The organism is Microbacterium sp. LWO12-1.2 (assembly GCF_040675875.1).
Lineage (GTDB): Bacteria > Actinomycetota > Actinomycetes > Actinomycetales > Microbacteriaceae > Microbacterium.
The window spans coordinates 1,004,441-1,028,721 of the sequence record NZ_JBEGII010000001.1 but is presented as its reverse complement, the minus strand read 5'-3'; the positions used below and the strand labels follow the sequence as shown (position 1 = coordinate 1,028,721).

Annotated in this window: 25 protein-coding genes, 1 tRNA gene, 1 other RNA gene and 1 pseudogene; 12 read left to right on the top strand and 16 right to left on the bottom strand. The window is 67.2% G+C overall.

Annotation, left to right across the window (positions count from 1 at the left end):
- Positions 1-66: 66 nt before the first annotated feature.
- Positions 67-1,314: an MFS transporter gene (locus MRBLWO12_RS04825; protein ID WP_363553220.1), complete on the bottom strand. Its 1,248-nt coding sequence runs from the start codon at positions 1,312-1,314 to the stop codon at positions 67-69.
- Positions 1,315-1,530: 216 nt separating this feature from the next.
- Here MRBLWO12_RS04825 and MRBLWO12_RS04820 point away from each other — a divergent pair, with 216 nt between their 5' ends.
- On the top strand, positions 1,531-1,830 hold the full coding sequence (locus tag MRBLWO12_RS04820) for a hypothetical protein (RefSeq protein WP_363553218.1): 300 nt from the start codon (positions 1,531-1,533) through the stop codon (positions 1,828-1,830).
- A 39-nt stretch (positions 1,831-1,869) separates the two neighbouring features.
- On the opposite strand, the gene MRBLWO12_RS04815 is transcribed toward MRBLWO12_RS04820, so the two are convergent.
- The 3 genes from MRBLWO12_RS04815 to MRBLWO12_RS04805 are packed head-to-tail and all read right to left on the bottom strand — an operon-like array spanning position 1,870 to position 4,506.
- Positions 1,870-3,054, bottom strand: a complete 1,185-nt coding sequence (locus tag MRBLWO12_RS04815; RefSeq protein ID WP_363558526.1) for an acetyl-CoA C-acetyltransferase — start codon at positions 3,052-3,054, stop codon at positions 1,870-1,872.
- Positions 3,055-3,062: 8 nt separating this feature from the next.
- The gene (locus MRBLWO12_RS04810) at positions 3,063-3,731 is read right to left on the bottom strand and encodes a 3-oxoacid CoA-transferase subunit B (RefSeq protein ID WP_363553216.1); all 669 of its coding nucleotides are present in this window, start codon (positions 3,729-3,731) and stop codon (positions 3,063-3,065) included.
- 1 nt (position 3,732) lies between these two features.
- Complete coding sequence (locus MRBLWO12_RS04805) at positions 3,733-4,506, bottom strand: CoA transferase subunit A (RefSeq protein ID WP_363553214.1); 774 nt, start codon at positions 4,504-4,506, stop codon at positions 3,733-3,735.
- 104 nt (positions 4,507-4,610) lie between these two features.
- On the opposite strand from MRBLWO12_RS04805, the gene MRBLWO12_RS04800 reads away from it, so the two are divergent.
- Genes MRBLWO12_RS04800 through MRBLWO12_RS04785 form a run of 4 tightly spaced genes read left to right on the top strand, consistent with a single transcriptional unit; the run spans position 4,611 to position 7,636 of the window.
- Complete coding sequence (locus MRBLWO12_RS04800) at positions 4,611-5,399, top strand: IclR family transcriptional regulator (RefSeq protein WP_363553212.1); 789 nt, start codon at positions 4,611-4,613, stop codon at positions 5,397-5,399.
- Positions 5,400-5,453: 54 nt separating this feature from the next.
- Positions 5,454-5,894, top strand: a complete 441-nt coding sequence (locus MRBLWO12_RS04795) for a MarR family winged helix-turn-helix transcriptional regulator (protein ID WP_363553210.1) — start codon at positions 5,454-5,456, stop codon at positions 5,892-5,894.
- Entirely contained in the window at positions 5,891-7,120 is a 1,230-nt protein-coding gene (locus MRBLWO12_RS04790) for an MFS transporter (RefSeq protein ID WP_363553208.1), read from the top strand. Before MRBLWO12_RS04795 ends, MRBLWO12_RS04790 begins: the two co-directional genes overlap by 4 nt.
- A 36-nt stretch (positions 7,121-7,156) precedes the next feature.
- Positions 7,157-7,636: a YbaK/EbsC family protein gene (locus MRBLWO12_RS04785; protein WP_363558524.1), complete on the top strand. Its 480-nt coding sequence runs from the start codon at positions 7,157-7,159 to the stop codon at positions 7,634-7,636.
- A 78-nt stretch (positions 7,637-7,714) separates the two neighbouring features.
- On the opposite strand, the gene MRBLWO12_RS04780 is transcribed toward MRBLWO12_RS04785, so the two are convergent.
- Positions 7,715-9,244: a DUF5979 domain-containing protein gene (locus MRBLWO12_RS04780; RefSeq protein ID WP_363553206.1), complete on the bottom strand. Its 1,530-nt coding sequence runs from the start codon at positions 9,242-9,244 to the stop codon at positions 7,715-7,717.
- 288 nt (positions 9,245-9,532) lie between these two features.
- Here MRBLWO12_RS04780 and MRBLWO12_RS04775 point away from each other — a divergent pair.
- The 5 genes from MRBLWO12_RS04775 (at position 9,533) to MRBLWO12_RS04755 (ending at position 12,628) form a co-directional block, all read left to right on the top strand.
- Positions 9,533-9,605 (top strand) — tRNA-Lys (locus MRBLWO12_RS04775).
- A 136-nt stretch (positions 9,606-9,741) separates the two neighbouring features.
- Positions 9,742-10,539 carry an inositol monophosphatase family protein gene (locus MRBLWO12_RS04770; RefSeq protein ID WP_363553204.1) on the top strand — a complete coding sequence of 266 codons (798 nt, stop codon included), beginning with the start codon at positions 9,742-9,744 and terminating at the stop codon, positions 10,537-10,539.
- Between the two features lie 20 nt (positions 10,540-10,559).
- Entirely contained in the window at positions 10,560-11,129 is a 570-nt protein-coding gene (locus MRBLWO12_RS04765; protein WP_363553202.1) for a hypothetical protein, read from the top strand.
- A 77-nt stretch (positions 11,130-11,206) separates the two neighbouring features.
- Positions 11,207-11,716, top strand: coding sequence for a GNAT family N-acetyltransferase (locus MRBLWO12_RS04760; protein ID WP_363553200.1), 510 nt, complete (start codon positions 11,207-11,209; stop codon positions 11,714-11,716).
- A 9-nt stretch (positions 11,717-11,725) separates the two neighbouring features.
- Entirely contained in the window at positions 11,726-12,628 is a 903-nt protein-coding gene (locus MRBLWO12_RS04755; protein WP_363553198.1) for a dihydrodipicolinate synthase family protein, read from the top strand.
- Between the two features lie 3 nt (positions 12,629-12,631).
- On the opposite strand, the gene MRBLWO12_RS04750 is transcribed toward MRBLWO12_RS04755, so the two are convergent.
- From MRBLWO12_RS04750 to ssrA, 5 genes are all read right to left on the bottom strand, one after another.
- A complete protein-coding gene (locus MRBLWO12_RS04750) occupies positions 12,632-14,083 on the bottom strand; it encodes an FAD-binding oxidoreductase (protein ID WP_363553196.1) in 1,452 nt (483 codons plus the stop codon).
- 5 nt (positions 14,084-14,088) lie between these two features.
- Complete coding sequence (locus tag MRBLWO12_RS04745) at positions 14,089-15,210, bottom strand: histidinol-phosphate transaminase (RefSeq protein ID WP_363553194.1); 1,122 nt, start codon at positions 15,208-15,210, stop codon at positions 14,089-14,091.
- A gap of 37 nt (positions 15,211-15,247) precedes the next feature.
- A complete protein-coding gene (locus MRBLWO12_RS04740) occupies positions 15,248-16,735 on the bottom strand; it encodes a purine-cytosine permease family protein (protein ID WP_363553192.1) in 1,488 nt (495 codons plus the stop codon).
- 114 nt (positions 16,736-16,849) lie between these two features.
- Positions 16,850-17,602, bottom strand: coding sequence for an IclR family transcriptional regulator (locus tag MRBLWO12_RS04735; RefSeq protein WP_363553190.1), 753 nt, complete (start codon positions 17,600-17,602; stop codon positions 16,850-16,852).
- A 309-nt stretch (positions 17,603-17,911) separates the two neighbouring features.
- Positions 17,912-18,281: a transfer-messenger RNA gene (gene ssrA / locus MRBLWO12_RS04730) on the bottom strand.
- Between the two features lie 137 nt (positions 18,282-18,418).
- Here ssrA and MRBLWO12_RS04725 point away from each other — a divergent pair.
- The gene (locus MRBLWO12_RS04725) at positions 18,419-19,081 is read left to right on the top strand and encodes an SIMPL domain-containing protein (RefSeq protein ID WP_363553188.1); all 663 of its coding nucleotides are present in this window, start codon (positions 18,419-18,421) and stop codon (positions 19,079-19,081) included.
- Between the two features lie 44 nt (positions 19,082-19,125).
- Here MRBLWO12_RS04725 and hflX read toward each other — a convergent pair whose 3' ends face one another.
- Positions 19,126-20,631 carry a GTPase HflX gene (hflX, locus tag MRBLWO12_RS04720; RefSeq protein ID WP_363553186.1) on the bottom strand — a complete coding sequence of 502 codons (1,506 nt, stop codon included), beginning with the start codon at positions 20,629-20,631 and terminating at the stop codon, positions 19,126-19,128.
- Between the two features lie 68 nt (positions 20,632-20,699).
- Here hflX and MRBLWO12_RS04715 point away from each other — a divergent pair, with 68 nt between their 5' ends.
- The gene (locus tag MRBLWO12_RS04715; protein WP_363553184.1) at positions 20,700-21,341 is read left to right on the top strand and encodes a class I SAM-dependent methyltransferase; all 642 of its coding nucleotides are present in this window, start codon (positions 20,700-20,702) and stop codon (positions 21,339-21,341) included.
- 40 nt (positions 21,342-21,381) lie between these two features.
- Here the strand turns inward: MRBLWO12_RS04715 and dapF are convergent, their stop codons facing one another.
- From dapF to miaA, 5 genes and pseudogenes are all read right to left on the bottom strand, one after another.
- The gene (dapF, locus tag MRBLWO12_RS04710) at positions 21,382-22,254 is read right to left on the bottom strand and encodes a diaminopimelate epimerase (RefSeq protein WP_363553182.1); all 873 of its coding nucleotides are present in this window, start codon (positions 22,252-22,254) and stop codon (positions 21,382-21,384) included.
- A 22-nt stretch (positions 22,255-22,276) separates the two neighbouring features.
- Complete coding sequence (locus tag MRBLWO12_RS04705; protein WP_363558668.1) at positions 22,277-22,456, bottom strand: hypothetical protein; 180 nt, start codon at positions 22,454-22,456, stop codon at positions 22,277-22,279.
- 22 nt (positions 22,457-22,478) lie between these two features.
- Positions 22,479-22,742: pseudogene (locus MRBLWO12_RS04700) on the bottom strand (acetyltransferase GCN5); the annotation flags it as partial.
- A gap of 32 nt (positions 22,743-22,774) precedes the next feature.
- Positions 22,775-23,305, bottom strand: coding sequence for a dihydrofolate reductase family protein (locus tag MRBLWO12_RS04695; RefSeq protein ID WP_363553180.1), 531 nt, complete (start codon positions 23,303-23,305; stop codon positions 22,775-22,777).
- A 38-nt stretch (positions 23,306-23,343) separates the two neighbouring features.
- A complete protein-coding gene (gene miaA, locus MRBLWO12_RS04690) occupies positions 23,344-24,258 on the bottom strand; it encodes a tRNA (adenosine(37)-N6)-dimethylallyltransferase MiaA (protein ID WP_363558522.1) in 915 nt (304 codons plus the stop codon).
- Positions 24,259-24,281 lie beyond the last annotated feature (23 nt).

Below are 24,281 nucleotides of genomic sequence, written 5' to 3'. Positions count from 1 at the left end.
GATGACTCCTCACGCCAGCGGTAGCTCCCAGGCTATCGAGGATGCCGGGCGCCTGGCGCCCGACGCTCAGGCCGCGGCAGTGCGCCGACGCCGGCGGGTGCTGCTGAGCACCCAGTTCAACAGTCCGGCGCCGAAGGCCACGGCCGCGGCGAACATCGGCAGCACGAGAGCGGCGGAGGTACCGACGTTCTCGGCGATCTCCCCCGCGACGGCGGCACCGATCGACTGTCCGACGACGATCCCGGATCCCAGCATCGTCATCACCGTGGCAGAGCGGCCCCGCGGGCTGAGCGCCGCACCGAAGCTGTACTGGGTCACGAGAGTGGGGCCGATGCCGATTCCCATGATCGCCAGCGCGAGCATCATCATCTCCGGCGAGTCGACGAGACCGAGCAGGAGCGAGCCAGCAAGCAGAATGCCGGAGAACACCAGCCAGCGTGCCCGCAGCGAGAATGCCGGGGGCAGCCAGGCGACGCCGAGCGCGAGAACCGCCGACCCGACACCCATGACGCCGTAGAGCAGACCCGCCTGCTCTGCCGCGTCACGGTCGGCCATGAAGGAGGTCAGCGACGTGAGCATGGTGCCGAAGAAGATGCCGACCCCGAGGATGCCGAGGATCACGACCAGCAGCTGGGGTCGGAACAGCTCCGACACCGCCGAGAGCGCCTTGCCGTCCTCGCCGCGCTCGCGGGAGACGTGGCGGGCGCTGGGGTGCAAGGCGAATGCCCCCACGAACACCACTGTCAGGATCGCGGCACCGACCAGCGGGGCCCATGGCGCGATCGCCGATGCCAGGATGCCGACGATGAAGGGTCCGAACACGAACACGGTCTCGTCCGCAGCCGACTCGTAAGCCATGGTGCCCGAGACCGTGCGAGGCTGGCGGCTGTCCTCGACCCGCTCGCGGATGAGCGTCACCAGGCGCGATCGTGACAAGGGCGACACCTGCGGAGCGGTCGCCCCGATGCCGATCGCCGCGATCAGCACGAGCGCATCCGGGGACTCGCCGTAGACGACCGCGGTGAACAGCAGCAGCATCGTGCCGTTGGCCAGGGCGACGATGAGCAGCACCACGCGCTGGCCGAAACGATCGGCCGCCGCACCGAGAAGCGGCCCGAAGCAGGCCGTGCCGAGCCCCACCGCGGCCGAGGTCAACCCGCCGAGCGACAACGAGCCGCGCGCGGATACGACGACGGTGAGGACACCGACGACCATCATGGCGAACGGCAATCGCGCGATGAAGGCGATCAGGAAATAGGGGAAGCCTGCGATCCGGAAGAGGGTCGGCTCGGCGGAGGTGTGCGTCTGGGTCATGGCTCTCGCGCGCCCGAAGACGCGAAGTCGGGTGCCGCCGCTGTCCGCCGAGAAGTCGACGGCCGGTAGATACACGGTGTGCGGCCGCGGACCTGCCGCGACCCCTCCATGGTAGCGGCTCCCCGCCAGGAGCGCTCGTGACAGATCCGTTCGAGGTCCGGGCGACGCTTGTCAAGGCTCGGGACGGAAGCCGCAGATGCCGGGTAGCGTAGGGACATGCGCTACCTCTTCAGCACTGGACTCATCGCAGCGATCTCTGCCGGTGTATCGCTCCTGCGTGGCACGCGGAGCGAGCCGATCACCTGGCGCGCGGCCCTGTCCTGGCTGAGTTGGGGGATCACGATGGCGCTGGCGGTCGGTGCCGTCGTCGACATGAGACGCGAGCGACGCGGCATCGTCGTCGACGCGGACTCGCCGCAATCGGTCAAGAAGTCGAAGAAGGCGCAGCGCCTGCAGTTCAGGTCTCAGAAGGCGCTCGCCGACGCGCAGGGGCATGCGAAGGACAAGCGCTCCTGACACGAGCCGCTCCCCTCACTCGGATGCGGTGAGCACCACTCACCGTGTCAGGATCAGCGCCTCGCCTTGACCGCCCCCGCCGCACAGACCGACGGCGGCGGTTCCGCTCCCCCGTCGCGCGAGTTCGTGAGCCAGGTGCACGACGAGCCGGTTCCCTGAGGCGCCGATGGGATGACCGATCGCGATGCCCCCTCCATGGATGTTCACGACGTCCGAATCCAGTCCGAGTTCATCCTGAGAACGTGCGACCACCGCACCGAAGGCCTCGTTGATCTCGACCAAGTCGAGGTCCGAGGGGCTGATCCCCTGCTTCTCGCACGCGCGTTCGATCGCTCTGGCCGGCTGAGCCTGCAAGGAGTTATCCGGCCCAGCGGTCTGTCCGCTCGCGCCGACGGTGACCAGGACCGTCCACCCTTCGGCATCCGCGCGGCCACGCGACGTCACGATGACTGCTGAGGCCCCGTCGGAGATCGGCGAAGAGTTCCCCGCAGTGATCGAGCCCCCTTCGGCGAACGCGGCGCGGAGACCGGCGAGTGTTTCGAGCGTCGTCTCAGGCCGCACCCCCTCATCCGCGGTCACCGTGATCGGCTCGCCACGGCGCTGGGGGACATCGACAGGGACGATCTCGGCGTCGAACACGCCCGCCTCCCGCGCGGCCGCTGCACGCTGGTGCGAAAGGGCGGCCACGGTGTCCTGCGCCGTGCGGGTGAGCTCGTACCGGGCGTTGTGGCGTTCGGTCGACGCCCCCATGCTCTCCTTGTCGTAGGCGTCGGTGAGTCCGTCGAACGCCATATGGTCCAGCACCTCGACGCTGCCGTAGGCCCACCCGTCGCGAGAGCCCATGAGCAGGTGCGGGGCACGCGTCATCGATTCCATACCCGCGGCGACCACGACCTGTGCGTCGCCGGTGCGGATCATGCGCGCGGCGTCGATGATCGCGGTGAGCCCGGAGAGGCAGACCTTGTTGACGGAGTGCGCCGGTACATCCCACCCGATTCCCGCGCCGATGGCCGCCTGGCGTGCGGCGTTCTGCCCTGAACCGGCGGCGAGCACCTGGCCGACGATCACGGCATCGACGGCTGCGGGGTCCACCGAGCCCTGTGCGAGAGCGCCCCGGATCGCGAAGGATCCGAGTTGGGGTGCAGTGAACGCCGCCAGCTGGCCTTTGAGGCGACCCTGAGGGGTGCGGGCGGCGGCGACGATCACGATGTCGTCGGGAGTGATGTTCTTCGTCATGATGCTGTTCCTGTCGTTGCGTTCCGGAGTGCGTCCGGAATGACCAGCGGCGGTTGAGTGGCCGCGATGACCTCGTCGATGCTCACCCCTGGCGCGGTCTCGACCAGGACGAGTCCTTCCGCGGTCACGTCGATCACGGCCAGATCCGTGATGATCCGATCCACGACCGCGCGACCGGTGAGCGGCAGCGAGCACTCGTCGACGATCTTCGCCGAGCCGTCTCTCGCCAGGTGCTCCATCAGCACGATCACGGTGCCGGCCCCGTGCACGAGGTCCATGGCGCCACCGGGCCCCTTGACCATCTTCCCGGGGATCATCCAGTTCGCGAGATCCCCGGCCGCCGAGACCTGCATCGCGCCGAGGATCGCCGCGTCGATCTTGCCTCCGCGGATCATCCCGAAGCTGGCTGCAGAGTCGAAGTACGCCGCCCCGGGGAGCACCGTGACGGTCTCCTTGCCGGCGTTGATGAGGTCGGGGTCTACGGCATCCTCGTGGGGGTAGGGACCGACGCCGAGGATGCCGTTCTCCGACTGCAGCACCACCGTCACATCGGCGGGCACATGGTTGGGAACGAGTGTGGGGAGCCCGATCCCGAGGTTCACGTAGGAGCCGTCTCGGAGTTCTGCCGCGGCGCGCGCCGCCATCTCATCGCGTGTGAGTGCCATGTCAGGCTCCTTCCGCGGCGACGGTGCGCCGTTCGATGCGCTTGGGGATGTCTTCGCCGACCTCGACGATGCGGTGCACGTACACGCCCGGAAGATGCACGCGATCGGGGTCGAGCTCGCCAGGTTCCACCAGTCGCTCGACCTGCGCGATGCAGATGCGTCCGGCCATCGCCGCCAGGGGGTTGAAGTTGCGCGCGGCCTTGTTGAAGATCAGGTTGCCGTGTCGGTCACCGGCCAGGGCGTGCACGAGCGAGAAATCGGTGGTGATGGCCTCCTCCAGCACGAAGTCGCGCGGGGTGCCGTCGACGTCGAAGCGGCGCACGTCCTTCTTCGGGGATGCGAGTGCGATCGTGCCATCCGCGTTGTATCGCCGCGGCAGCCCGCCCTCCGCGACCTGCGTTCCGACGCCGGTCTGCGTGTAGAACGCCGCGATGCCCGACCCGCCGGCCCGGAGCTTCTCGGCCAGCGTCCCCTGGGGCGTCAGCTCGAGCTCGAGCTCACCCGTGAGGAACTGACGCTCGAACTCCTTGTTCTCGCCGACGTAGGAGGAGGTCATCTTGCGGATGCGGTGCGCTCCGAGCAGCACTCCCAGACCCCAGTCGTCGACGCCGCAGTTGTTGCTGACGACGCTGAGTCCCGAAGTGCCCTGCGCCAGCAGTGCCTCGATGAGTGCGATCGGGTTGCCGGACAGTCCGAAACCGCCGACCGCGAGCGACGCCCCGTCCGGAATGTCGGCGACCGCCTCGGCGGCTGTGGACCATTGCTTGTCGATCACGTGCACTCCTTCGAAACGCGTCCTGCGCCCAGCCTGACGCGAGACAGCCCCCAGCGGAAGCCGGTTCTTGCGATGTGGTCGGTTCGCGCAGTAGCGTCCACATTATGGAATCGGTCTCCGGCGGCATCCCCGGCGCACAGTCGATCGCGCGTGCGGCGCATCTGCTCCGCCTCGTCACTGCGGGAGGCGCCGACGGCGCGGCGCTCCACGATCTGGCGCGGGATGCGGGCCTCTCCCGGTCGACAGCGCATCGCCTGTTGACCGCGCTCAGAGCAGAGGGCCTGGTCGATCGCGACGCCGACAGCACACGGTGGATGCCCGGCCCCGAACTGTTCCTGATGGGCTCCGTCGCCGCCGCGCGTTATGACGTCACAGGGCTCGCGCGGGACATCGTCCGCTCGCTCGCCGTCAAGACCGAGGAGAGCGCCTTCTTCTCCGTTCGTCGCGCGGATGAGACCGTGTGCCTGCTCCGCGAGGAGGGAGCATTCCCGATCCGCTCCTTCGTGCTCAGCGAGGGCGTACGCTTCCCCCTCGGCGTCGCAAGCGCCGGTCTGGCCATCCTGGCGTTCCTCCCTGACCACGATGTGGATGCCTATCTGGAGCGTCACCCCGATCTCGGCAGCGCCTGGGGCGGATCTCATGGCGAACGCCCGCTCCGCACCCGCCTGGCCGAGACGAAGGAACGCGGGTACGCGATCAACCCCGGACTCATCGTCGAAGGGAGCTGGGGCATCGGCGCCGCCGTCTTCGACCGAGCGGGGAGACCGGAGTGGGCGCTGAGTCTCACGGGCGTCGAGTTCCGCTTCGGCCCCGATCGCATGGCGCAGCTCGGGCGAACGCTCCTGGCGCATGCTCACGAGCTCTCCGCACGGATCGCCAACGCGCGGCGCTGAGCTCGATCCGGATCCCGCGATCTTTTTCATACCAGCAGGTATATACTTGTTGGTATGAATCGTTTGGATGTGATCCCGTCGATCGTGCTGTCGGCCTACGCGCTCGCCCGCATCGCCGCACAGGATGCCGGCAATGAAGCGCCCGCCGCTCAGTGGCGAGTGCTGAGCCTGCTCGACCAGCAGGGACCCCAGCGTGTGGGTGCGCTCGCGAGCGCGGCGCGCACCACACAGCCGGGCATGACGCGTCTCATCGGCGTGCTGGAGCGTGAATCGCTCGTGCTCCGCTCCCCCGATCGCGCCGATTCACGAGCGATCGTCGTCGCGATCACGGTCGGCGGCTCTGCCGCACTGCGGGCATGGCGAGCCGAGTTCCGCGACACGCTCGCTCCCCGTTTCGCCGGAGTGACAGACGAAGAGTGGCGCGTCCTGACGCGGGCGGCTGAGATCCTCGCCACGCACACCGACAGCGCAGACAAGAAAGGAGCAGCACGGTGAACACCGCCGCCACCGCTTCCCCATGGAAGCAGCCGGCCCAGGTCTGGGCAGTGGCCTTCGCCTGCGTCGTCGCGTTCATGGGCATCGGGCTGGTCGATCCGATCCTCCCGGCCATCGCCGAATCCCTGCAGGCGTCGCCGGTGGAGACCGAGCTGCTGTTCACCAGCTACCTGCTGGTGACGGGCCTCGCGATGCTCGTGACGAGCTGGATCTCGAGTCGTATCGGCGCCAAGGCCACGCTGCTGATCGGCCTCGCGCTGATCGTGGTCTTCGCCCTGCTGTGCGCCCTGAGCGGGAGTGTCGACGCCGTCATCGGCTTCCGTGCCGGCTGGGGACTGGGCAATGCTCTGTTCATCTCCACGGCACTGGCGACGATCGTCGGTGCCGCGTCAGGAGGCAGCAGCGCCGCAATCGTCCTGTACGAGGCAGCACTCGGCCTCGGAATCGCGATCGGACCGCTCCTGGGCGGGCTCCTCGGCGAGCAGAGCTGGCGTGGCCCGTTCTTCGGCGTCGTCGTGCTGATGGCCATCGCGTTCGTCGCGGTGCTCGTGCTCGTGCGCGGGTCGTCGGAGAAGCGCGTGCCCGTCGCCTTCTCGGCACCTTTCACGGCGCTGCGCCGTCCCGCCCTGGCGGTACTGGCCATCGCCGCGCTGTTCTACAACATCGGCTTCTTCGTGCTCCTCGCCTTCTCCCCCTTCCCGCTCGGGTTCGGTGCGATGGGGATAGGTCTCACGTTCTTCGGATGGGGCGTGGCGCTGGCGGTCACGAGCGTGTGGGTGGCGCCGGCGCTGATGCGCAGGATGCCGCGTACCCGCATCATCCTGCTCGTGCTGCCCCTCCTGGCACTCGATCTCGTCGCGGCAGGGCTGCTGGTCGAGGACGCGGCGGCGCTGGTCGTCTGCATCGTGATCGGCGGCCTCCTGCTCGGCGTCATGAACACGGTGCTGACCGAGGCCGTGATGGAGGCGACCGATCTACCGCGCTCCGTCGCGTCGTCGTCGTACTCCGCCGTCCGCTTCCTGGGTGGGGCCATGGCCCCGCCCATCGCCGCGCTGCTGTGGCACGCGTTCAACGCGACGGTTCCGTACCTGTTCGCGGCCGCAGCCGTGCTGATCGCCGCACTGACGGTGTTCGTGGGTCGACGCGTGCTCGCCCACATCGATGACGAACCCGCGGACGCTCCAGCCGCGGATGCTGCGGCGATCCTGGTCGGCGACGCCACCTGATCAGACGCAGGGCGGATTGGATACGGTGGGGCGATGATGGATATGTCCTCGCTTCCCGAGCGCAGCATACTGGTGCACCAGCACCTGGCTGAGGCCGGAGTCGCCGCCGAGATCCGCGTCCTTCCGGACTCCGCGAGAACCGCCCCTGAAGCCGCCGCGGCTATCGGCTGCCCGGTCTCCGCGATCGCGAACAGTCTGGTGTTCCTCGCCGATGACGAACCGGTACTCGTGATGACCAGCGGAGGGCACCGGGCCGACCTCGCGACGCTCGCCACCGAGCTCGGCGTCGGAACGGTCGCGATGGCGCCGGCTGCGACCGTCCGCGCCGTCACGGGCCAGGCCATCGGGGGCGTCGCGCCCGTCGGGCACCCGTCGCCGATCCGCACCTACATCGACGACGCCCTCCGCGTGCACAGCACCGTCTGGGCTGCCGCAGGTCACCCCCACACCGTGATGCCGCTGACGTTCGCGCAGCTCGTGACGCTGACGTCGGGAACCGTGATCTCCGTCGTCTGACCCGCGCGAGTCACCCATCTCCTGCGCGTCTCCGCGCCCGGCTCAAGCGGCCGGGCGCGGAGACGAATCAGTAGCGGGTCAATCCTCGGCGCGCACGCGCCTCTTCACCGCTGCACCTCCGGTCAACGCGAGGCCGAGCAGGATCACCAGTCCACCGGCCCAGAGGAGCCCGGTGGGCACGTCGGTTCCGGTCGAGGCGAGCCCGTCTGTGAGCGGAAGCTCGGTCGGCGGAGTCGGAACAACCGGCGTCAGCGGCGTCGAAGGCGTCGGCGGGGTCGTCGGCGGCACGACCGGAGTCGCCGTGTTGGTCAGAGTGATGACCACCGCCGACCCCGCAGCGACTGTCATCTCCGCTGTGCCGTCGGTGAGAGCGCGAACGCCGTTCCCCGCGAAACTCGGCGTCCCCCAGGTCACGCCCTTGATCGCGGGCAGGTCGATCTCCTCCAGAGTGACGATCGTGCCGCGCGGCAGCGCGATGCTCGTCGCTGAAGCGCCCACCGTCACCTCGATCACCTTGCGCACGGCGGGATCGCCGTAGGAGTAGGCCACGTCGAATGTGGTGCCGGCGGGCACACTCGCTGATCCCTCGCCGTCGATCAGCTTCTGGATCGAGAAGCTTCCCGTCGTGCCTCCTGTTCCCGATCCACCCCCCGTCGCAGTCCAGACCTGGGTGGCGCGAACGACGACGCCACCGATGTCGGCGACGTTCGCGAACGAATCTCCGGTGGCACCGTCGACCGGCACGGTGTAGTACTTCACCACGTAGTTTCGCTCCGGATCGATCGGGCCCGCGATCTCGAGGTGGAACGAGCTGCCCGTCGCGTCCCACCCGCCCGACCAATCCGTGACCGATCGACGGTCCTGACCTGCCGCGTCGGTACTCCACACGCTCAGCGCATCGTCGAGGTTGCGGTGTTCGCCGACTCCTGCCCCCGGCGCTGTCAGGGCGTCATCGATCGTGAGCGAGCCCGCCCCGGCGAACTGTGCCCCGGGAATCATGAGCTGCCAAGCGAGCCGGCCATCCGCTGTCTGCCACGACCACTTCTCCGGCTCCGTCGGTACAGGCTCGCCGACGATGCCTCCACCGGGAATCGGCACCGGCACGATCGTGCCGTCGACTTCGAACTCGACGGTCGTGTCCGTGGTCTCCTCGATGGCCGAGACGATGAACCAGAGCGATCCGGAGATATCCGATCGTCCATCGACATAGTCCGTGAGCGTGCAGGTGACCACAGGTGGGCTGTCGGACGAGACCGTACAGGTCGCCACCGTCGCGGAGGGATCATCATCGGCAGGGACCGAGAACGTCCCCGTGTATCCCGCGAACTGAGCGGGCAATGTGAATCCGAAGGTCTGCCCGGAGACGGCGCCGTCCGGTACCGCCCAGGACGCATCCACCCGAAGATGCTCATTGACGGTGGTGCCGCTGCTTCCGTCCGCGGTCGTCACGACGATCGACGCCGGATCGATGGCCGCGGGGTAGTCGTAGTCCGCGGCCACCGCTGCAGAGGCTCCCCAGCCCGCCATCGTGATCACGGCCACGATCGTCGTGGCGACGACCGCCCCGATCGATCGGACGCGCGATGCGCGTCGGTTGTGCTTTCCCATAGGTGTTGTCCTCCAGTCACCTCTCGACTCTGCCTGCGCAGAGACCCCGGTTATGAGACCACAGAGAGGCACGGGTGTTACGCGATATACCAGAACACTTCGCGGCGAGGTCGAAATCGTGCACAGATCGACCTCGGATTGGTCGTGGGTGAGACGCCGCGGCCACTGTTTCCGAACGGCTTCCTTGGGGCGAGAATCGCGGGGGCGACCTCGCCTTTCCGCCCTCGATTTCACATGCCGCCCGGCGACTGGTAATGTAATTCCTCGGCCGGGGTCATCCCGGAAAACGCACCTCTAGCTCAATCGGCAGAGCAACTGACTCTTAATCAGTGGGTTCTCGGTTCAAGTCCGAGGGGGTGCACGGATCAGCCTCATGAATCTCTCGCCAGATTCGTGAGGCTTTTCTGCTTTCGAGGTCCTCTCAGGGGCTCGTCGTCATCGCCGGCTTCATGACGCCGCACGACGCGCCGATTCGGGTGGACGACTATCCTGGGACCGTGACCGTCTCCTCCCCCGCTGACGCCCTCCGCGCCGACCTCGAACTCGCCCTCCGGCTCGCCGACGCGGCCGATCAGCAGTCCCTGCCGAAGTTCGATGCCGCCGATCTGGTGATCTCGACCAAAGCCGACAACTCGCATGTCACCGACGCGGACCTCGCGACGGAACGAGCGATCCGCGCGCTCCTGGCCACCGAACGACCGGACGATGGCATCTTCGGAGAGGAGTTCGGGGCAGAGGGCGATACGCATCGGCAATGGATCATCGATCCGATCGACGGCACGGCGAACTTCCTCCGCGGCGTACCGCTGTGGGGCACCATGATCGCCCTTGCGATCGACGGCGTCCCGCAGGTTGGCGTCGTCAGCATGCCCGCCCTCGGGCGTCGCTGGTGGGCTTCCACGGGCGCAGGAGCGTGGACGGCCACGGACGCGGAGCCGCGGCGGCTCGGCGTCTCGGCCGTAGCGGTGCTCGACGACGCGAGCGTGAGCTTCCAGAGCATCGCGCAGTGGGCTGATGCCGGACATCTCGACGATCTGGTCCGCCTCTCCTCCCGAGTTTGGAGGGACCGAGCGTACGGCGATGTCTACTCGTACATGCTGCTCGCCGAGGGGCGCCTCGAGATGGTCGCCGAGTTCGACGTCAAGGAGTACGACATCGCCGCCGCGGTCCCGATCGTTCGCGAGGCCGGCGGACGGATGACCGCCTACGACGGTTCTGAGACGATCTCGGCTCGATCGACGCTCGCAACCAACGGCGTCCTCCACGAGGCGTTCCTCTCCCTGTTGCACGACTGATCCGAACCATGAGGCCCGCGATGATCCCCCGCATCACCTCCGCGACAGCGGGAGCCCTCCTTCTTCTCGCCGCCCTCACCGCGTGCGCCGGTCCCGCCGAACCCGCGCCGTCTCCGACCGCTGACGCCTCGACTCCGACGCCCCGGGCAACCGCCGCGCCGATCGATACTCCCGCCCCCGAGGAGCCGGATGCGGAGCTCACCTGCGAGTCGATGATCTCCGCAGGGACGGTCGAGGCGCTCACGATCGCCGGCTGGACCGCGAAGCCCAAGGACTTCGTGATCGGCGACGTCGAACTCACCGAGGGGCTGCTGTGCTTCTGGGCGGACTACGAGGTCGGTTCGGACCACGGTCAGCTGTACGGATGGTCCGAGATCAGCCCCGAGGACGCGACCGCCGCCCAAGCCGCGCTGCTCGCCTCGGGGTGGACGCGCGAAGACGGCTCCGAAGGCACCTACATCACCGAAGATCCGCAGTACTCGATGGGCACCGACGACGACGGCTACGGCATGACGTATCTGTTCCACGACGGGTGGGTGAAGCTCGCCGACACCCGCCAGGGTCTGGTCCTGATCGAGTGGGCCGGCTGAGCTCCCCGACCGATCACGGACACCTCCGCACTGGCGTAAGCTCCTGCGATGTCGGCGCCTCGTGCGAGCCTCGAGACATGACAGACATCGCGCTCCGCCTCTGGAGAGACGACGACCTCTGGCTGCTGCACCGCGCGAACACTGCGGCGATGACCGCCCATCTGAACGGTCCGGAGTCCGACGCGGATGTCGCCGATCGCCACGCTCGATATCTCCGCTACGCCGATAACGGTGAAGCCCGGATGTTCGTGATCCTGCAGGGCACGCGGGCAGTCGGGTCCATCGGCTACTGGAACGTGAGCTGGCGGGAGCAGGAAGCCCTCGAGACCGGGTGGTTCGTCCTCCCGGAAGCCCAAGGGCAAGGTATCGCGAGCCGCGCGATCGTCCTGCTGCTCGACGATGTGCGCCGCCACCGGGGGGACAGACACCTGCTCCTCGCATGCCCCGAGACCGACAACCCTGCGTCGAACGCCATCTGCCGCAGCGCCGGATTCCAGCTGCTCGGCACCACCACCGCGACATTCCGGGGCGCCGAGCTCGTGATGAACGAGTGGGTGCTCGAGCTGGAAGCGCCCGGAGCCTCGTAGGCTGAGATCATGTCGCTCTTCACGGGTCTCAGCGCCTTCCCTCTCACCCCGTTGCAGGGCGACACCGTCGACGAACGCGCCTTCGCCGGCCTGGTGGAGCGACTCGCAGCGAGCGATGTCGACTCGATCACCGCGCTGGGTTCCACCGGATGCGCGGCCTACCTCAGCCCGATCGAGCGCGCTCGCGTCGCCCGCCTCGCCGTAGAGCACGCCGCTCGCACACCCGTCTTCGTCGGCATCAGCGCCCTCCGCACCTCGGAGGTGCTCGCCCACGCCGAAAGCGCGGAGAGAGCGGGAGCAGCCGGCCTCCTCCTGGCACCCATGACGTATCAGCCGCTGACCCAGGACGACGTGTTCGGCCTGTATGAAACCGTCACCGCACACACCGGGCTGCCGGTGATCGTCTACGACAATCCCGGCACCACGCACTTCGCCTTCTCGACGGAGCTCTATGGGCGCATCGCGGAACTTACCGGCATCGCGTCGATCAAGATCCCCGGTGTTCCCCGTGATGCGGAAGCTGCCCGCGCGCACATTGCCGAGATCCGCGCGGCGATCCCGCCGGAGGTGACGGTGGGAGTGTCGGGCGACGCCTTCGGCGCTGCGGGCCTCGCGGCAGGCTGCGCTGCCTGGTACTCGGTCGTGGCCGGCGCTCTGCCTTCTCCCGCCGTGCAGATCACCCGGAACAGTCAGGTTGGCGCCTTCGAAGCAGCCGCAGCCGAGTCCACACGCCTCGCACCCCTGTGGAGTCTCTTCGCGGAGTTCGGAGGCAGCCTGCGGGTGATCGCCGCTGTCGCCGAGCACCTCGGCCTCGCCCCGTCGCGCTGCCTTCCGCTGCCGATTCGCGGGCTCGACGACGAACAGCGTCACCGCGTCATTGCCGTCGTCGAAGAGCTCGGGCTCACGGGATGACGCTCACTCCCCGGCGCTGTCGACCATCTTTCCGGGGTTGAGGATCCCCTCCGGATCGAGAGCTCGCTTGATGGCACGCATCACCGGGACCCCGGTCGGATGCTCATCGATCAGATCCGACATCTTGCCCTCGCCGATACCGTGCTCACCCGAGCACGTTCCTCCGAAGGAGAGCGCCCGGCGGATCATCCGTCGGTACAGTCCGGCCGCGCGTTGCCGCTCCACGTCATCCCCGTTCGCAAGGACGAACGCGAGGTGGAAGTTGCCATCCCCCACATGCCCGGCGATCGGGGCGAGGAGCCCGCTGGATTCGATGTCAGCCTGCGTCTCAGTGATGCACTGAGCGAGATGAGCGATCGGCACGCAGACATCGGTCGACCAGGTGTACGAATCGGGGCGGAGCGCCTGAGCGGCAGGGAGGGCATCATGACGTACCTGCCACACCCTCTCCTGGTCCGCAGGATCGATCTTCCGACGCTCGAGCACCCCCGCGGCGTCCGCGATGACATCGAGTCGTAGCGCTTGCCCCTCGAGAGTCCTCGCCTCACCGCTCAGCTCCACGAACAAGGTCGATGTCTCTCGGAAGCCGGTGTGCGAGTACGCGTTGATCGCCGCGATCTGCACGGCGTCGAGCAGTTCAGCGCGGGCCAGGTCGACGCCCACCTGCAGGCAGCGCTGCACCACACGCGCCGCCGCCTCGACAGAGGGGAAGGACAGCACCGTGAGCGTACGAGCCTCGGGTATCGGTGTCAGCCGTAGCGTGAGCTCGGTGATGATCCCGAGGGTGCCCTCCGAACCGACGAACAAGTGGGTGAGGTCGTACCCGGCCGATGACTTGCGCGCGCGACCGCCAGTCCTCACGACCGAGCCATCCGCCATGACCACCGTGAGTCCGCGGACGTTCTCGGCCATGGTGCCGTACTTGACGGCGTTCGTCCCGCTGGCCCGCGTCGCGGCCATCCCTCCGATCGACGCGTCCACGCCAGGGCCCGCCACGAACTGCAGACCATGAGCGGCCAGCACCGGGTTGAGCTCGCTCCGACGTACACCCGCTTCGACCGTCGCATCTGCGGAGTCCGGGTCGACCCGCAGGATGCGATTCATCCCCCGCAGCTCGATGATCACGACTCTCGACCGGGGTGGGACGACTCCAGTGACCGGATCCGCATCACCCGGGAGCGCGTTGGCTCCGCCCTCCAGACCTGTGCCCGTGCCCCGTGCGATCACGGGCACTCCCGCGGCATGGCATGCCCGCACCGTCGTCGCAACGTCATCCGTCGTCGTCGCCCGCACCACGGCGGCCGCGGGAGCCCACGCGTGATGGGAGCGGTCGTGCGAGTAGTCGCTCGTGTCGGCAGCGCTCCACAGCACCCGGCCCGGCAAGGCGCGCTCCAGCACGTCGATGAGCCCCCGCAGATCGTCTTCCCCGTCCGCAGGCTTCTGCACATCCTCCATCGGTCCTACTCCTTCACGCTCGACAACGCGAGATCGCGGGCGACATCGAGCACCCGTTCATGTGCCGCACGCACGCCGACGGACACCCGGACCCCCTCTGCACCGAACTGACGCACCGCGACCGCCTGCGCATTGCAGATCGCGGTGAACTCGGCTGAACGCCCGCCCAGCGGCAACCAGACGAAGTTCCCCTGCGCATCCGGGACACGTAGCCCCAGGCTCGAAAGCTCCTGGCGAAACCACTCTCGCTCCTGCACGGTCTGCTCGACCCGTTCGAGCACCTCCGGCAGAGCCTCCAATGAGGCGATCGCCGCCATCTGTGCCGCATGCGGAACTGAGAACGGCACTGCGACGGCCTCCAGATACTGGATGACGTGCTCTCGCGCGATGCAGTACCCCACACGCAGGCTTGCAAGCCCGTGAGCTTTGGAGAAGGTGCGCAGCACGAGCACGTTGGCGAACTCGTGATGCAGCGCCATCGCGTCCAGCCGATCGCCGCCACGCACGTACTCGACGTACGCCTCGTCGATCACGACGAGCACGTGCGACGGCAGCCGGGCGAGGAAGTGCCTGACCTCGGTGTGGCGGAGCGCGGGGCCTGTCGGATTGTTGGGGGTGCACAGGATCAGCACTCTCGTTCGCTCGGTCACCGCCGCGAGCATGCCCTCGAGGTCGTGCGTCATGTCGGGACGAAGCGCCACCGGAACGCCTCGCGCTCCGGTCTGACCGACCGAGATCGGGTAGGACTCGAACGACCGCCAGGCGTACACGACCTCGTCCACCGTGCCGTCGGTGCGACGTCCCGCGAACGCCTGCAGAACGTCGTTCAGCACCGCCAGACTTCCCGTCCCGGCCACGATGTTGGACGCACGGACTCCCAGGAGATCGGCGAGCTTCTCCCGCAGGGGCGACGCGGTCGGATCCGGGTAGATGTTCAGGCGATCAGCCTGCCGCATCGCCGCGATCACGCCAGGGAGCGGTGCGAAGGGGCTCTCATTCGAGGAGAGCTTGAACCCCACCAGCCCTGGGCGCTCGATCACCGGCTTGCCGGGACGATAGCGGGGCAGACGGCTGATCTCCGGGAGAGGCTGCACGCTGTCGGCGTGCTCGTCTCGTGTTGTCGTCATGAGGGCTCCTCTGGTCGCAGTGTCATGTGATGACACGTCAGACCACCGGGATCTGCCCGGTCTGCTCGGGCGAGTAGTTGCGCGGGTAGATCATGCTCGACGGCGGTCTCATCGTGCGCTTCGCCCACGGGTAGTAGACCGCGAAGGTGACGATCATCGACACAGCCCACGAGACGTCGATACCGCCCATCACATCGGCCAACGGCCCGTTGAACGTGCCCAGCACGCTGTAGGTGTCGCTCGTCAGGAAGGGGATCTGCACGACGATGCCGATCGCGTACGAGACCAGTGCCGTCCAGTTGACCGCTCCATAGCGCCCCCGCCGGTCATAGAGTGCGGGAATGTCGATGCGCTCCTTGGAGACCAGGTAGTAGTCGACCAGATTGATGATGCTCCACGGGATGAATACCGCGAGAAGCAGAAGCACGAAGTTCTTGAAGTTGTTCAGGAAGTCCGCGCTCGCGGCGATCGCGATGACCATTGTCAAGGCGACGAACACGACGATGTAGATCGAGCGCGCTCGAGAGGAGATCCGGGTCTCCGCGTTGAAGCTCGTGATCACCGTCACTGTGCTCATGATGCCGCCGTAGGCGTTGAGAGTGTTGGCCGTGAGCTTGCCGACGATGATCACGAGGTAGATCACGAACGCCGCAGCGGCCGGCCCTGCCAGGTGGCCGACGAAGCCCACAGGTCCTCCGAGGAGGGCCTCCCCCGAGACCGCGCCGATCAGGATGCCCAGTGTCATCGAGATCTGCGTTCCGGTGACGCTGCCGAGGAACGTCGACCAGAAGGTCGTCGACACCGGGGTGTCCGCGGGCAGGTATCGCGAGTAGTCGGCGACGTACGGTGCGTACGTCATCTGCCAGCTCGCTCCGAGCGTCAGACACACCATGAACGTCGCGGCATCCGTCGCGCCTTCTCCGAAGCTCGCACCGACGTCGTAGTTCGCGAAGAGCTGGAAGAATAGGTACGCGAATCCGAGGATCCCCGCGACGGTTGCGATCCGTCCCATCACGTGAATGAGCTGGTAGCCGAAGACGGAGACGATCACCGTCAGCGCACCGAAGATGAGAATCCCGACGACGGGAGCGGAGCCGGCGGTGGAAGGCAACCCGAGGAGGTGACTGATGGCATCCCCGGCCAAGGCGGCACCGGTCGACGCGAATCCCAGGTACATGCAGATGACGAGGACGAGTGGGAGCGTCGCGCCTATCACGCCGAACTGCGCGCGACTCGAGATCATCTGCGGCAGACCCATGCGTGGGCCCTGTCCCGAGTGCAACGCCATGGTGACCCCGCCGATGACGTTGCCCAGGAGTACGGCGATGATGGCTGTGAGCGGCTCTGCGTGGAAGATCGCGACCGCGATCAGCCCCGTCACGATCGCCGTGATCTGCATGTTCCCGCCGAACCAGAGCGTGAACTGGCTCCACGGAGTGCCGTGCCGCTCATTCGTCGGCACCATATCGATGGTTCTCCGCTCGATGACCAGGGTCCCGGTCGTCGTCGTCTGTTGACTCATCATCGTGTCAACTCTCCTTTCGGTTGTCCGAGGACGGCGGCGTGCATCGTCGCAGTGCGCGACGAGCAGCGGGACACCGAGCCATCGGATGGTCTGAGATCGTGCAGAAGGTGGGGGTCAGAGGCGGAGCCCCTGCTCGGAGAGGGCCTTCGCCGCCATCACCGTCGCTGCAGCGGCGGCACGAGCAAGTCGGGCTGCTCGGAACACCGGTGCCATTGTGGCGACAGCGCCGATCACGAGGCCTTCTCTGAACACCGGTGCGGCCACGCCCCATACCCCCTCGTCCACCTCGCCTGAACTCGTCGCGAAGCCCCGCTCGCGCACATCGGCGCGCGACATCAGCACACGAGAGGCGTCCGAACCGACGACGCCGTGACGCGCCAGAACCCCCTCCGCCTCATCGTCAGGAAGAAAGGCGAGTATCGCGCTCGCGCTTGCTCCCGCGACCATGGGCACCACCTCGCCCACGACGAAGGTGCAGCGCAGCACTCGGGACCCGTCCGCGGCGTCGATGCAGACGATGTCATCGCCGCGACGCACCAGCAACGCCGCGAACTCCAGCGTGTGCGCCGCCAGCGCATGAAGTGTGCGAGATGTGACGTCGCCGTTGAGGACGCTGCGCCGATACCGCTCGGCCAATGCGACCGTCACGACACCGGCGTGGTAGCGCCCTCGTGTCGGCCCCTCCTCGACGAGCCCCGCCTCCACCAGCGATGTGAGACAGCGATAGACGGCACTCGAGGGAAGGCCGGTGTGCGCGCCGATCTGAGCGACGCGTGGGGCATCCATGCGCGACACGGCGACCAGGACCTTTGCAACCCTGTCGAAACTCCCCACCGGCGGTTTGGCCGCCGATATGACCTCAGACATACGTCGGATGCTACAAGGACTTCAGAGCCCCAGAAATGGCGAATTTGCGCTGAGCGGCAAATACTCGGAACGCGAATATTGCAGCATTTCCGCGCACAGTGATTCAGCCCCTACATGTGACTGAATATTGAGACCAATTCACCGGAATCGCGGGTTGATACCGACGAACAAGGTAGGAATGCGCCCGTCGAAACCCGCCCCGCCTGCACACCGGATCCGCCAGTGCCTGGATCCCGAGGCCCACACGCAGAGAACCCCGCACCTCCCTGCAAAAGCAAGGGGGTGCGGGGTTCTCTCGCGACAGCGACCTGGTGGAGCTGGGGGGAATCGAACCCCCGTCCAACGCTGAGTCTCCACGCCTTCTCCGGGCGCAGTCTGTGAAGACGTTCTGCTCGGCTCCGACCTTTGTCACAGACACCTAAGTCGACGAGCCCAGCCTGGGAAGAGTCCCACGTGACGTCCAGACGCCATCACGCAGCAAGATTCCTAAATGACGCCAGGATCCGTATCGGAATCACATACGGCCTGACGGACTATCGGGCTCGCTTATGCAGCGAGGGCGAAGTCGTTGCGCTTGGTTTCGGCAACTATTTTTTTGCAGAGAGCGTTTACGAGATAACTCTGCATCCTCGGCCCGCTTCTCGTGGATTCACAGGCGCTGTCGAAACCGATCAGCCCCGTGGTCCTTCTCTCGAAGGAGCCGCTGTCGCACTGTGGAGTTGTGTCTCTTGAATCGTTGAACGACCCAAGCATTACAGAATACAACGGATTCCGGCCGCCCGCCATTCCCGCGCCCCGCTGGCGTAGAGTCGGCGCATGAGCGAAGTCACCATCACCGTCCGCGGGGAGCATGAGGCCCGCATCGCCCCGGAACGTGCCACCATCCGCGTCACCGTCCGCTCCGAAGGTCCGGAGCGAGGTTCTGTCGTCGATGATGTGATGCGGCTCAGCGAACCGGTGCGCGAGAGCATCACGGAGCGCGCCGAGACGGCTGTCGTGGTGGACTGGTCGAGCAAGAGGCTCTCCGTGCGCGCCGAGCGCCCCTGGAACAACGAGGGCAAGCGGCTCGTGCCCGTCTACTACGCGAGCATCGACTTCACGGCGACGTTCACCGAAGCATCCGAGCTCTCCATCTGGGTCTCCGACATCTCCGCGTGGGACGGCGTCGAGGTCGGATGGGTGGACTGGCACCTGACGCCGACCACGCGGGATCGCGTCGAGCGCGAGGTCGCTGCAACCGCCGTCGGCGTCGCCGTCACTCGCGCCGAGGCCTACGCCGGTGCCCTCGGGCTTTCGACGGTCACTCCGTTGGAGATCGCGGATGTCGGACTCATCTCGAGCGGGCAGCCGTCCCCCGGTGTTCCCCTGATGAAGGCACGCGCAGGCGCATTCGCCGCCGACTCAGCGCCGGCGATGGAGTACGAGCCGGAAGAACTCACGGTCGCCGCGACGGTGGAGGCCCGTTTCGTCGCGCGGTGACGCGCCGGACCAGTTCGCCCGTCGGGCACGGTGAACGACGACCGTCAACGAGCGAACGGAGCCAGTTCTGCGGCCAGACGCTCGGACACTCGGGCGTGCACGGCGGTGCCGTCCTCTTGATGCTGCACGGAGAGCAGCATCCCGGTCTCGTGGATCGCCGCGACCAGGTCACCCCGATCGTACGGAACGACCGCGTGCACCTCGACGGCAGGCTTCGGCAGCGCCTCTTCGATCGCTGAGCGCAGCTCAGCGATGCCCTCGCCGGAACGCGAGGAGACGAAGTGCGCACGCGGCTCGAGGCCCCGCAGCACGAGACGCTCATCGTCGGGAATCAGGTCAGCCTTGTTGAAGACCACGATCTCCGGCATGTCACGCACGCCGACATCACCCATCACATCGCGGACAGTCTGCAGCTGACCCGCCGGGTCAGGGTGCGAGCCGTCGACGACGTGGAGCACGACGTCGGCATCTCCGACCTCTTCCAGAGTCGAGCGGAATGCCTCGACGAGCTGGTGAGGCAGGTTCCGCACGAACCCGACGGTGTCGGTGATCGTGTAGACGCGGCCGTCGGCAGTCTCTGACCGCCGCACCGTGGCGTCGAGCGTCGCGAACAGTGCGTTCTCGACGAGCACGCCGGCGCTCGTGAGCGCGTTCAGCAGACTGGACTTGCCCGCGTTCGTGTAGCCGGCGATCGCCACGGAGGGGATCGTGTTGCGCTTGCGCTCGGCGCGCTTGGCCTCTCGTGCCGGCGCATAGTCACGGATCTGCCGGCGCAGCAGCGCCATCTTCGTGCGGATGCGTCGACGATCGAGTTCGATCTTCGTCTCACCAGGACCGCGGGAACCCATACCGGCACCACCGGCGCCGACCTGGCCACCGGCCTGGCGGCTCATGGAGTCACCCCAGCCGCGCAGACGCGGGAGCAGGTACTCGAGCTGCGCGAGCTCGACCTGGGCCTTGCCCTCGCGGCTCTTCGCGTGCTGGCTGAAGATGTCGAGGATCACGGTGGTGCGGTCGATGACCTTGACCTTCACCACATCCTCCAGCGCACGACGCTGGCTCGGGGCCAGCTCCGTGTCGGCGATCACCGTGTCGGCACCGACTGCGGCGACGATGTCCTTGAGTTCTTGGGCCTTGCCCCGACCGAGATAGGTCGCGGCGTCCGGGTGCGGGCGGCGCTGCAGCACCCCATCGAGTACGACGGCGCCAGCGGTCTCGGCCAACGCGGCGAGTTCGCGCAGCGAGTTCTCCGCATCCTCCTGGGCGCCCTGCGGGTACACCCCGACCAGGACGACGTTCTCCAGGCGCAGCTGACGGTACTCGACCTCGGTGACGTCTTCCAGCTCCGTGGACAGCCCGCCGACACGGCGAAGAGCGTGCCGATCTTCGAGATCCCACTGGTTGCCGTCAGTCGTGGAGTGCGCAGCGGTCGATTCGTCCTGCAACGCCTGTGCGGCGCCGAACGTGCGTACCTCTGTGCGCGGCTCCGCGTGGGCGAGCACACGATCCATCGCGTCGTCGCCCGTGGAGGGTGTCGTGGTATCCGTCATCCGTTCCTTATCTCTGGCTTTTGTTGCGAGCCTTAACCTTAGCCCCCGCTCTCCGGTACGCTCACCGTATGGGGTCCGACCACTACTTCACTGCGGCCCCGGCAAGTCCTGAGAACCTGCGTGCGATCCATGTGACGCTCGCGGGCCGAGAGCTGGACGTCACCACTGCGGGAGGCGTCTTCAGCCCGGATCGTCTGGATGCCGGCACCGCAGTGCTTCTCGCCAACATGCCTCCGGTGCCACCGGGAGGCCATCTTCTCGACCTCGGCAGCGGATGGGGTCCCATCACGCTGTCGATGGCCATAGCCGCACCGCACGCGACGGTATGGGCCATCGACGTGAACGAGCGTGCGCTCGATCTGGTTCGGCGCAATGCGGCAGCGCTCGGACTCACCAATGTCAACGCATCGCTGCCCGATGATGTTCCCGCCGAGGTGACTTTCCGCACCATTCGCTCCAACCCGCCCATCCGGGTCGGCAAGAACGAGCTGCACGGTCTGCTCGAACGGTGGATCCCCCGACTCGACGAACGCAGCGACGCCTGGCTCGTCGTCCAGCGCAACCTCGGCGCCGATTCGCTGCAGCGGTGGATCGGGGCGACGTTCCATCCCGGGTACAGCGTCTTCCGCACCACGACGGCCAAAGGCTACCGCGTGCTGAAGGTGCGCAAGCACGGCAGCCCGCCGACAGAGCCGATCACCCTCAGCTGAGCCTCGCGCGGCGGCGGCAAAAAGCACCGCGGCGTCGACATCAGATCAGCTCGACCTCGCCGTGGAAGACGAGCTGGGCCGGGCCGGAGAGCGCAACGTGTTCGCCGTCCTCCGCGGGGAACATCCGGACGCCGAGGGTGCCACCGGGAACCTCCACGCGCCAATTGTCCGGCGCAGCCTCGCCCGCCCAGTAGCGAACGGCCAGCGCGGTCGCGGCCACGCCCGTGCCGCAACTGAGGGTCTCGCCGACACCGCGCTCGCTGACCCGCATACGCACATGGCCGATGCCGTCGCGCACCAGCGGGTCGCCGGGAACCACGAACTCCACGTTGGCGCCGGCGGGCGGCGCCGGATCCAGCTCAGGGGCGCGGTGCAGTTCGAGCGAGGCGAGCTCGACCTCCGATGCGAGAGCCACCACGACGTGCGGGTTGCCGACATCGATACCGATGCCAGGACGCGTGATCGTGAGTCCGTCCGCCTTCACCAACGGTTCGCCGCCCGACAGTCGCCAGCGCCCGAGGTCCACCTGGTAGCCGGACTCGCTCTTGGTCACGTCGCGCACTCCAGCCCTGGTCCCGATCGGCAACGTCGATCCCGGTTCGATCTCTGCGAGACCTGAGCGAAGCAGGAAATGCACGAAGACACGGATGCCGTTGCCACACATCTCCGCGATCGAACCGTCCGCATTGCGGTAGTCCATGAACCATTCGGCGTCGGGCTCCTCGGCCAGTATGGCTGCGCCCTCCGGGATGGCCGATGATCGCACGACCCGGAGCACACCGTCCGCACCGATCCCGAAGTGACGGTCGCACAGAACGGCGACCTGCTCCGGGCTCAGATCGAGTTCCCCATCCGCGTCCGCGATGATGATGAAGTCGTTGCCGGTGCCATGTCCCTTGGTGAATGCGACCATCAGCCCAGTCTAGGGATCTCGGCTAGGCGTCGGCGACGAGGCGCTTCCCCGTGTTCGCAACCGTGAAGCGCTCATAGCCGAGCGCGTCATAGAACCCGAGGACCGCCTCATTCCCTTCCCGCACCATGAGTTGCACCTTCGGGCATCCCATCTCCTCCAGGAGCCGCTTCGTGCACGAGCGCGCGAGCAACTCCGCGTCCACGCACGGACTCTGCCGTCGCGAGGTAGTACAGCCAGCCCCGATGACCGTCGTACCCTGCCATCACACTCCCGATCACAGTCGCTCCCTCAGGGCTCCCCTGCGTAGGGAGCGCGGCGACCAGGAACAGCTCCGGTTGCACGGAGCGCTTGCGCGCGATGTCGAGGTGAGGGTCGTTCCAGGGCCTGGTCAGACCAGCCTCATGCCACAGAGCCACCACGGGTTCTGTGTCACCATCTTGGAACGCACGAATGGTCCACTCCACGCCTCTCCCTCCTCGCGTAACCATCGGCACCGACTCACGAGTCTAAGAGAGCACGGTCATACCCGCGTCACGCGGTAGCGGCCACAGAGGAAGCTGCGGTTCCTTGCCACCTCGATCAGCTCGAGCTCGAGAGCACGTGGCAGCAGCGGAGAGCCAGCGCCCAGCGTGACAGGTGCGAACTGCACCCAGACCTCGTCGACGAGGTCGGCGTCGGCGAACTGTCCGGCGAGGTCTCCCCCGCCGACGATCCAGACGCCCTGCTCCCCCGCCGCGGCGACCATCTCGCTGTGCACCCTGCGCACATCGTCCTGGACGAATCGGACATCCGCTCCCTCCGGGGCGGGGAGTTCCCGGTGCGTGAAGACCCAGGTCGGCTGCACGTACGGCCACGGTTCGTCGCCTTGGTTGCGGAGCAGCCACTCGTACGTCGAGGCGCCCATCGCGAGCGCACCGACGCCCTTCTCGAACGCCGCATATGCCATCGGGCCCTCGTGATCGATGTCCTGCTTCAGCAGCCACTCCAGCGAGTGCTCAGGGGTCGCGATGAAACCGTCCAGGCTGGACGCCGTGTAGTAGTACGTGGTCATGGTCCCAGCGTCGCAGGGGCCACCGACATCGGCAGGCCTCAGCCTTCGAGAAGCGAGCGCACGTCAACCGGCGGCCGCTGCCATTCGAGCCCGCCGTACCGTTTGAACCACGACACCTGGCGACGGGCATAGCGGCGGGTGAGCGCCTGTGTCTCGGCGATTGCCTCCGCGCGCGTGAGTCGACCCTCGAGTTGGCCCAGGGCTTGCGCGTAACCGATCGCACGCCGCGCCGTGACTCCGCGCTCAAGGCCCTGCTCTCGCAGCCCCGCTACCTCGTCGAGAAGGCCGGACTCCCACATCCGTTCGACTCGTGCGTCGAGCCGCTCGACCAGTTCCGGCCTGTCGACGTGCATGCCGATCAGCCGCGTGTGTGGGCGCCACAACACCGGTTGCGCGGGCAATGCTGCGCCGTGGTTCTCGCCGCCCTGTTCGAGTACTTCCAGCGCGCGGACCACGCGGCGGTCGTTACGCGGATCGATGCGCGCCGCGGTTTCTGGATCAAGAGCACGGATACGGTCGAGCAGCGCAGCGACACCTTGCTCTTCCAGTTCGCGCTCCAGTCGCACGCGCACCTCCGGATCACGCGGAGGGAACTGGAAGTCGTAGATGACGCTCGAGACGTACAGACCGGACCCGCCGACGAGGATCGCATCGCCGCCGCGCTCATGGATCCCGGAGACCGCTTCACGAGCGAGCGGCTGATACCAGGCCACTGCGGCCTCCTGCTCGACCTCTCTCACGTCGAAGAGGTGGTGCGGGATGCCCCGACGCTCTTCAAGGTTCAGCTTCGCCGTGCCGATGTCCATCCCTCGATACAGCTGCATCGCGTCGGCGTTCACGATCTCGGCGTGGTTTCCGCGCTCGCGCAGAGCTTCTGCGAGGTCGAGCGCGAGGTCGCTCTTTCCGGTACCTGTCGCACCGACGACCGCCCAGAGACGAGGCGCCGACACCATCAGCGGTTCGCGCTCAGGGATCG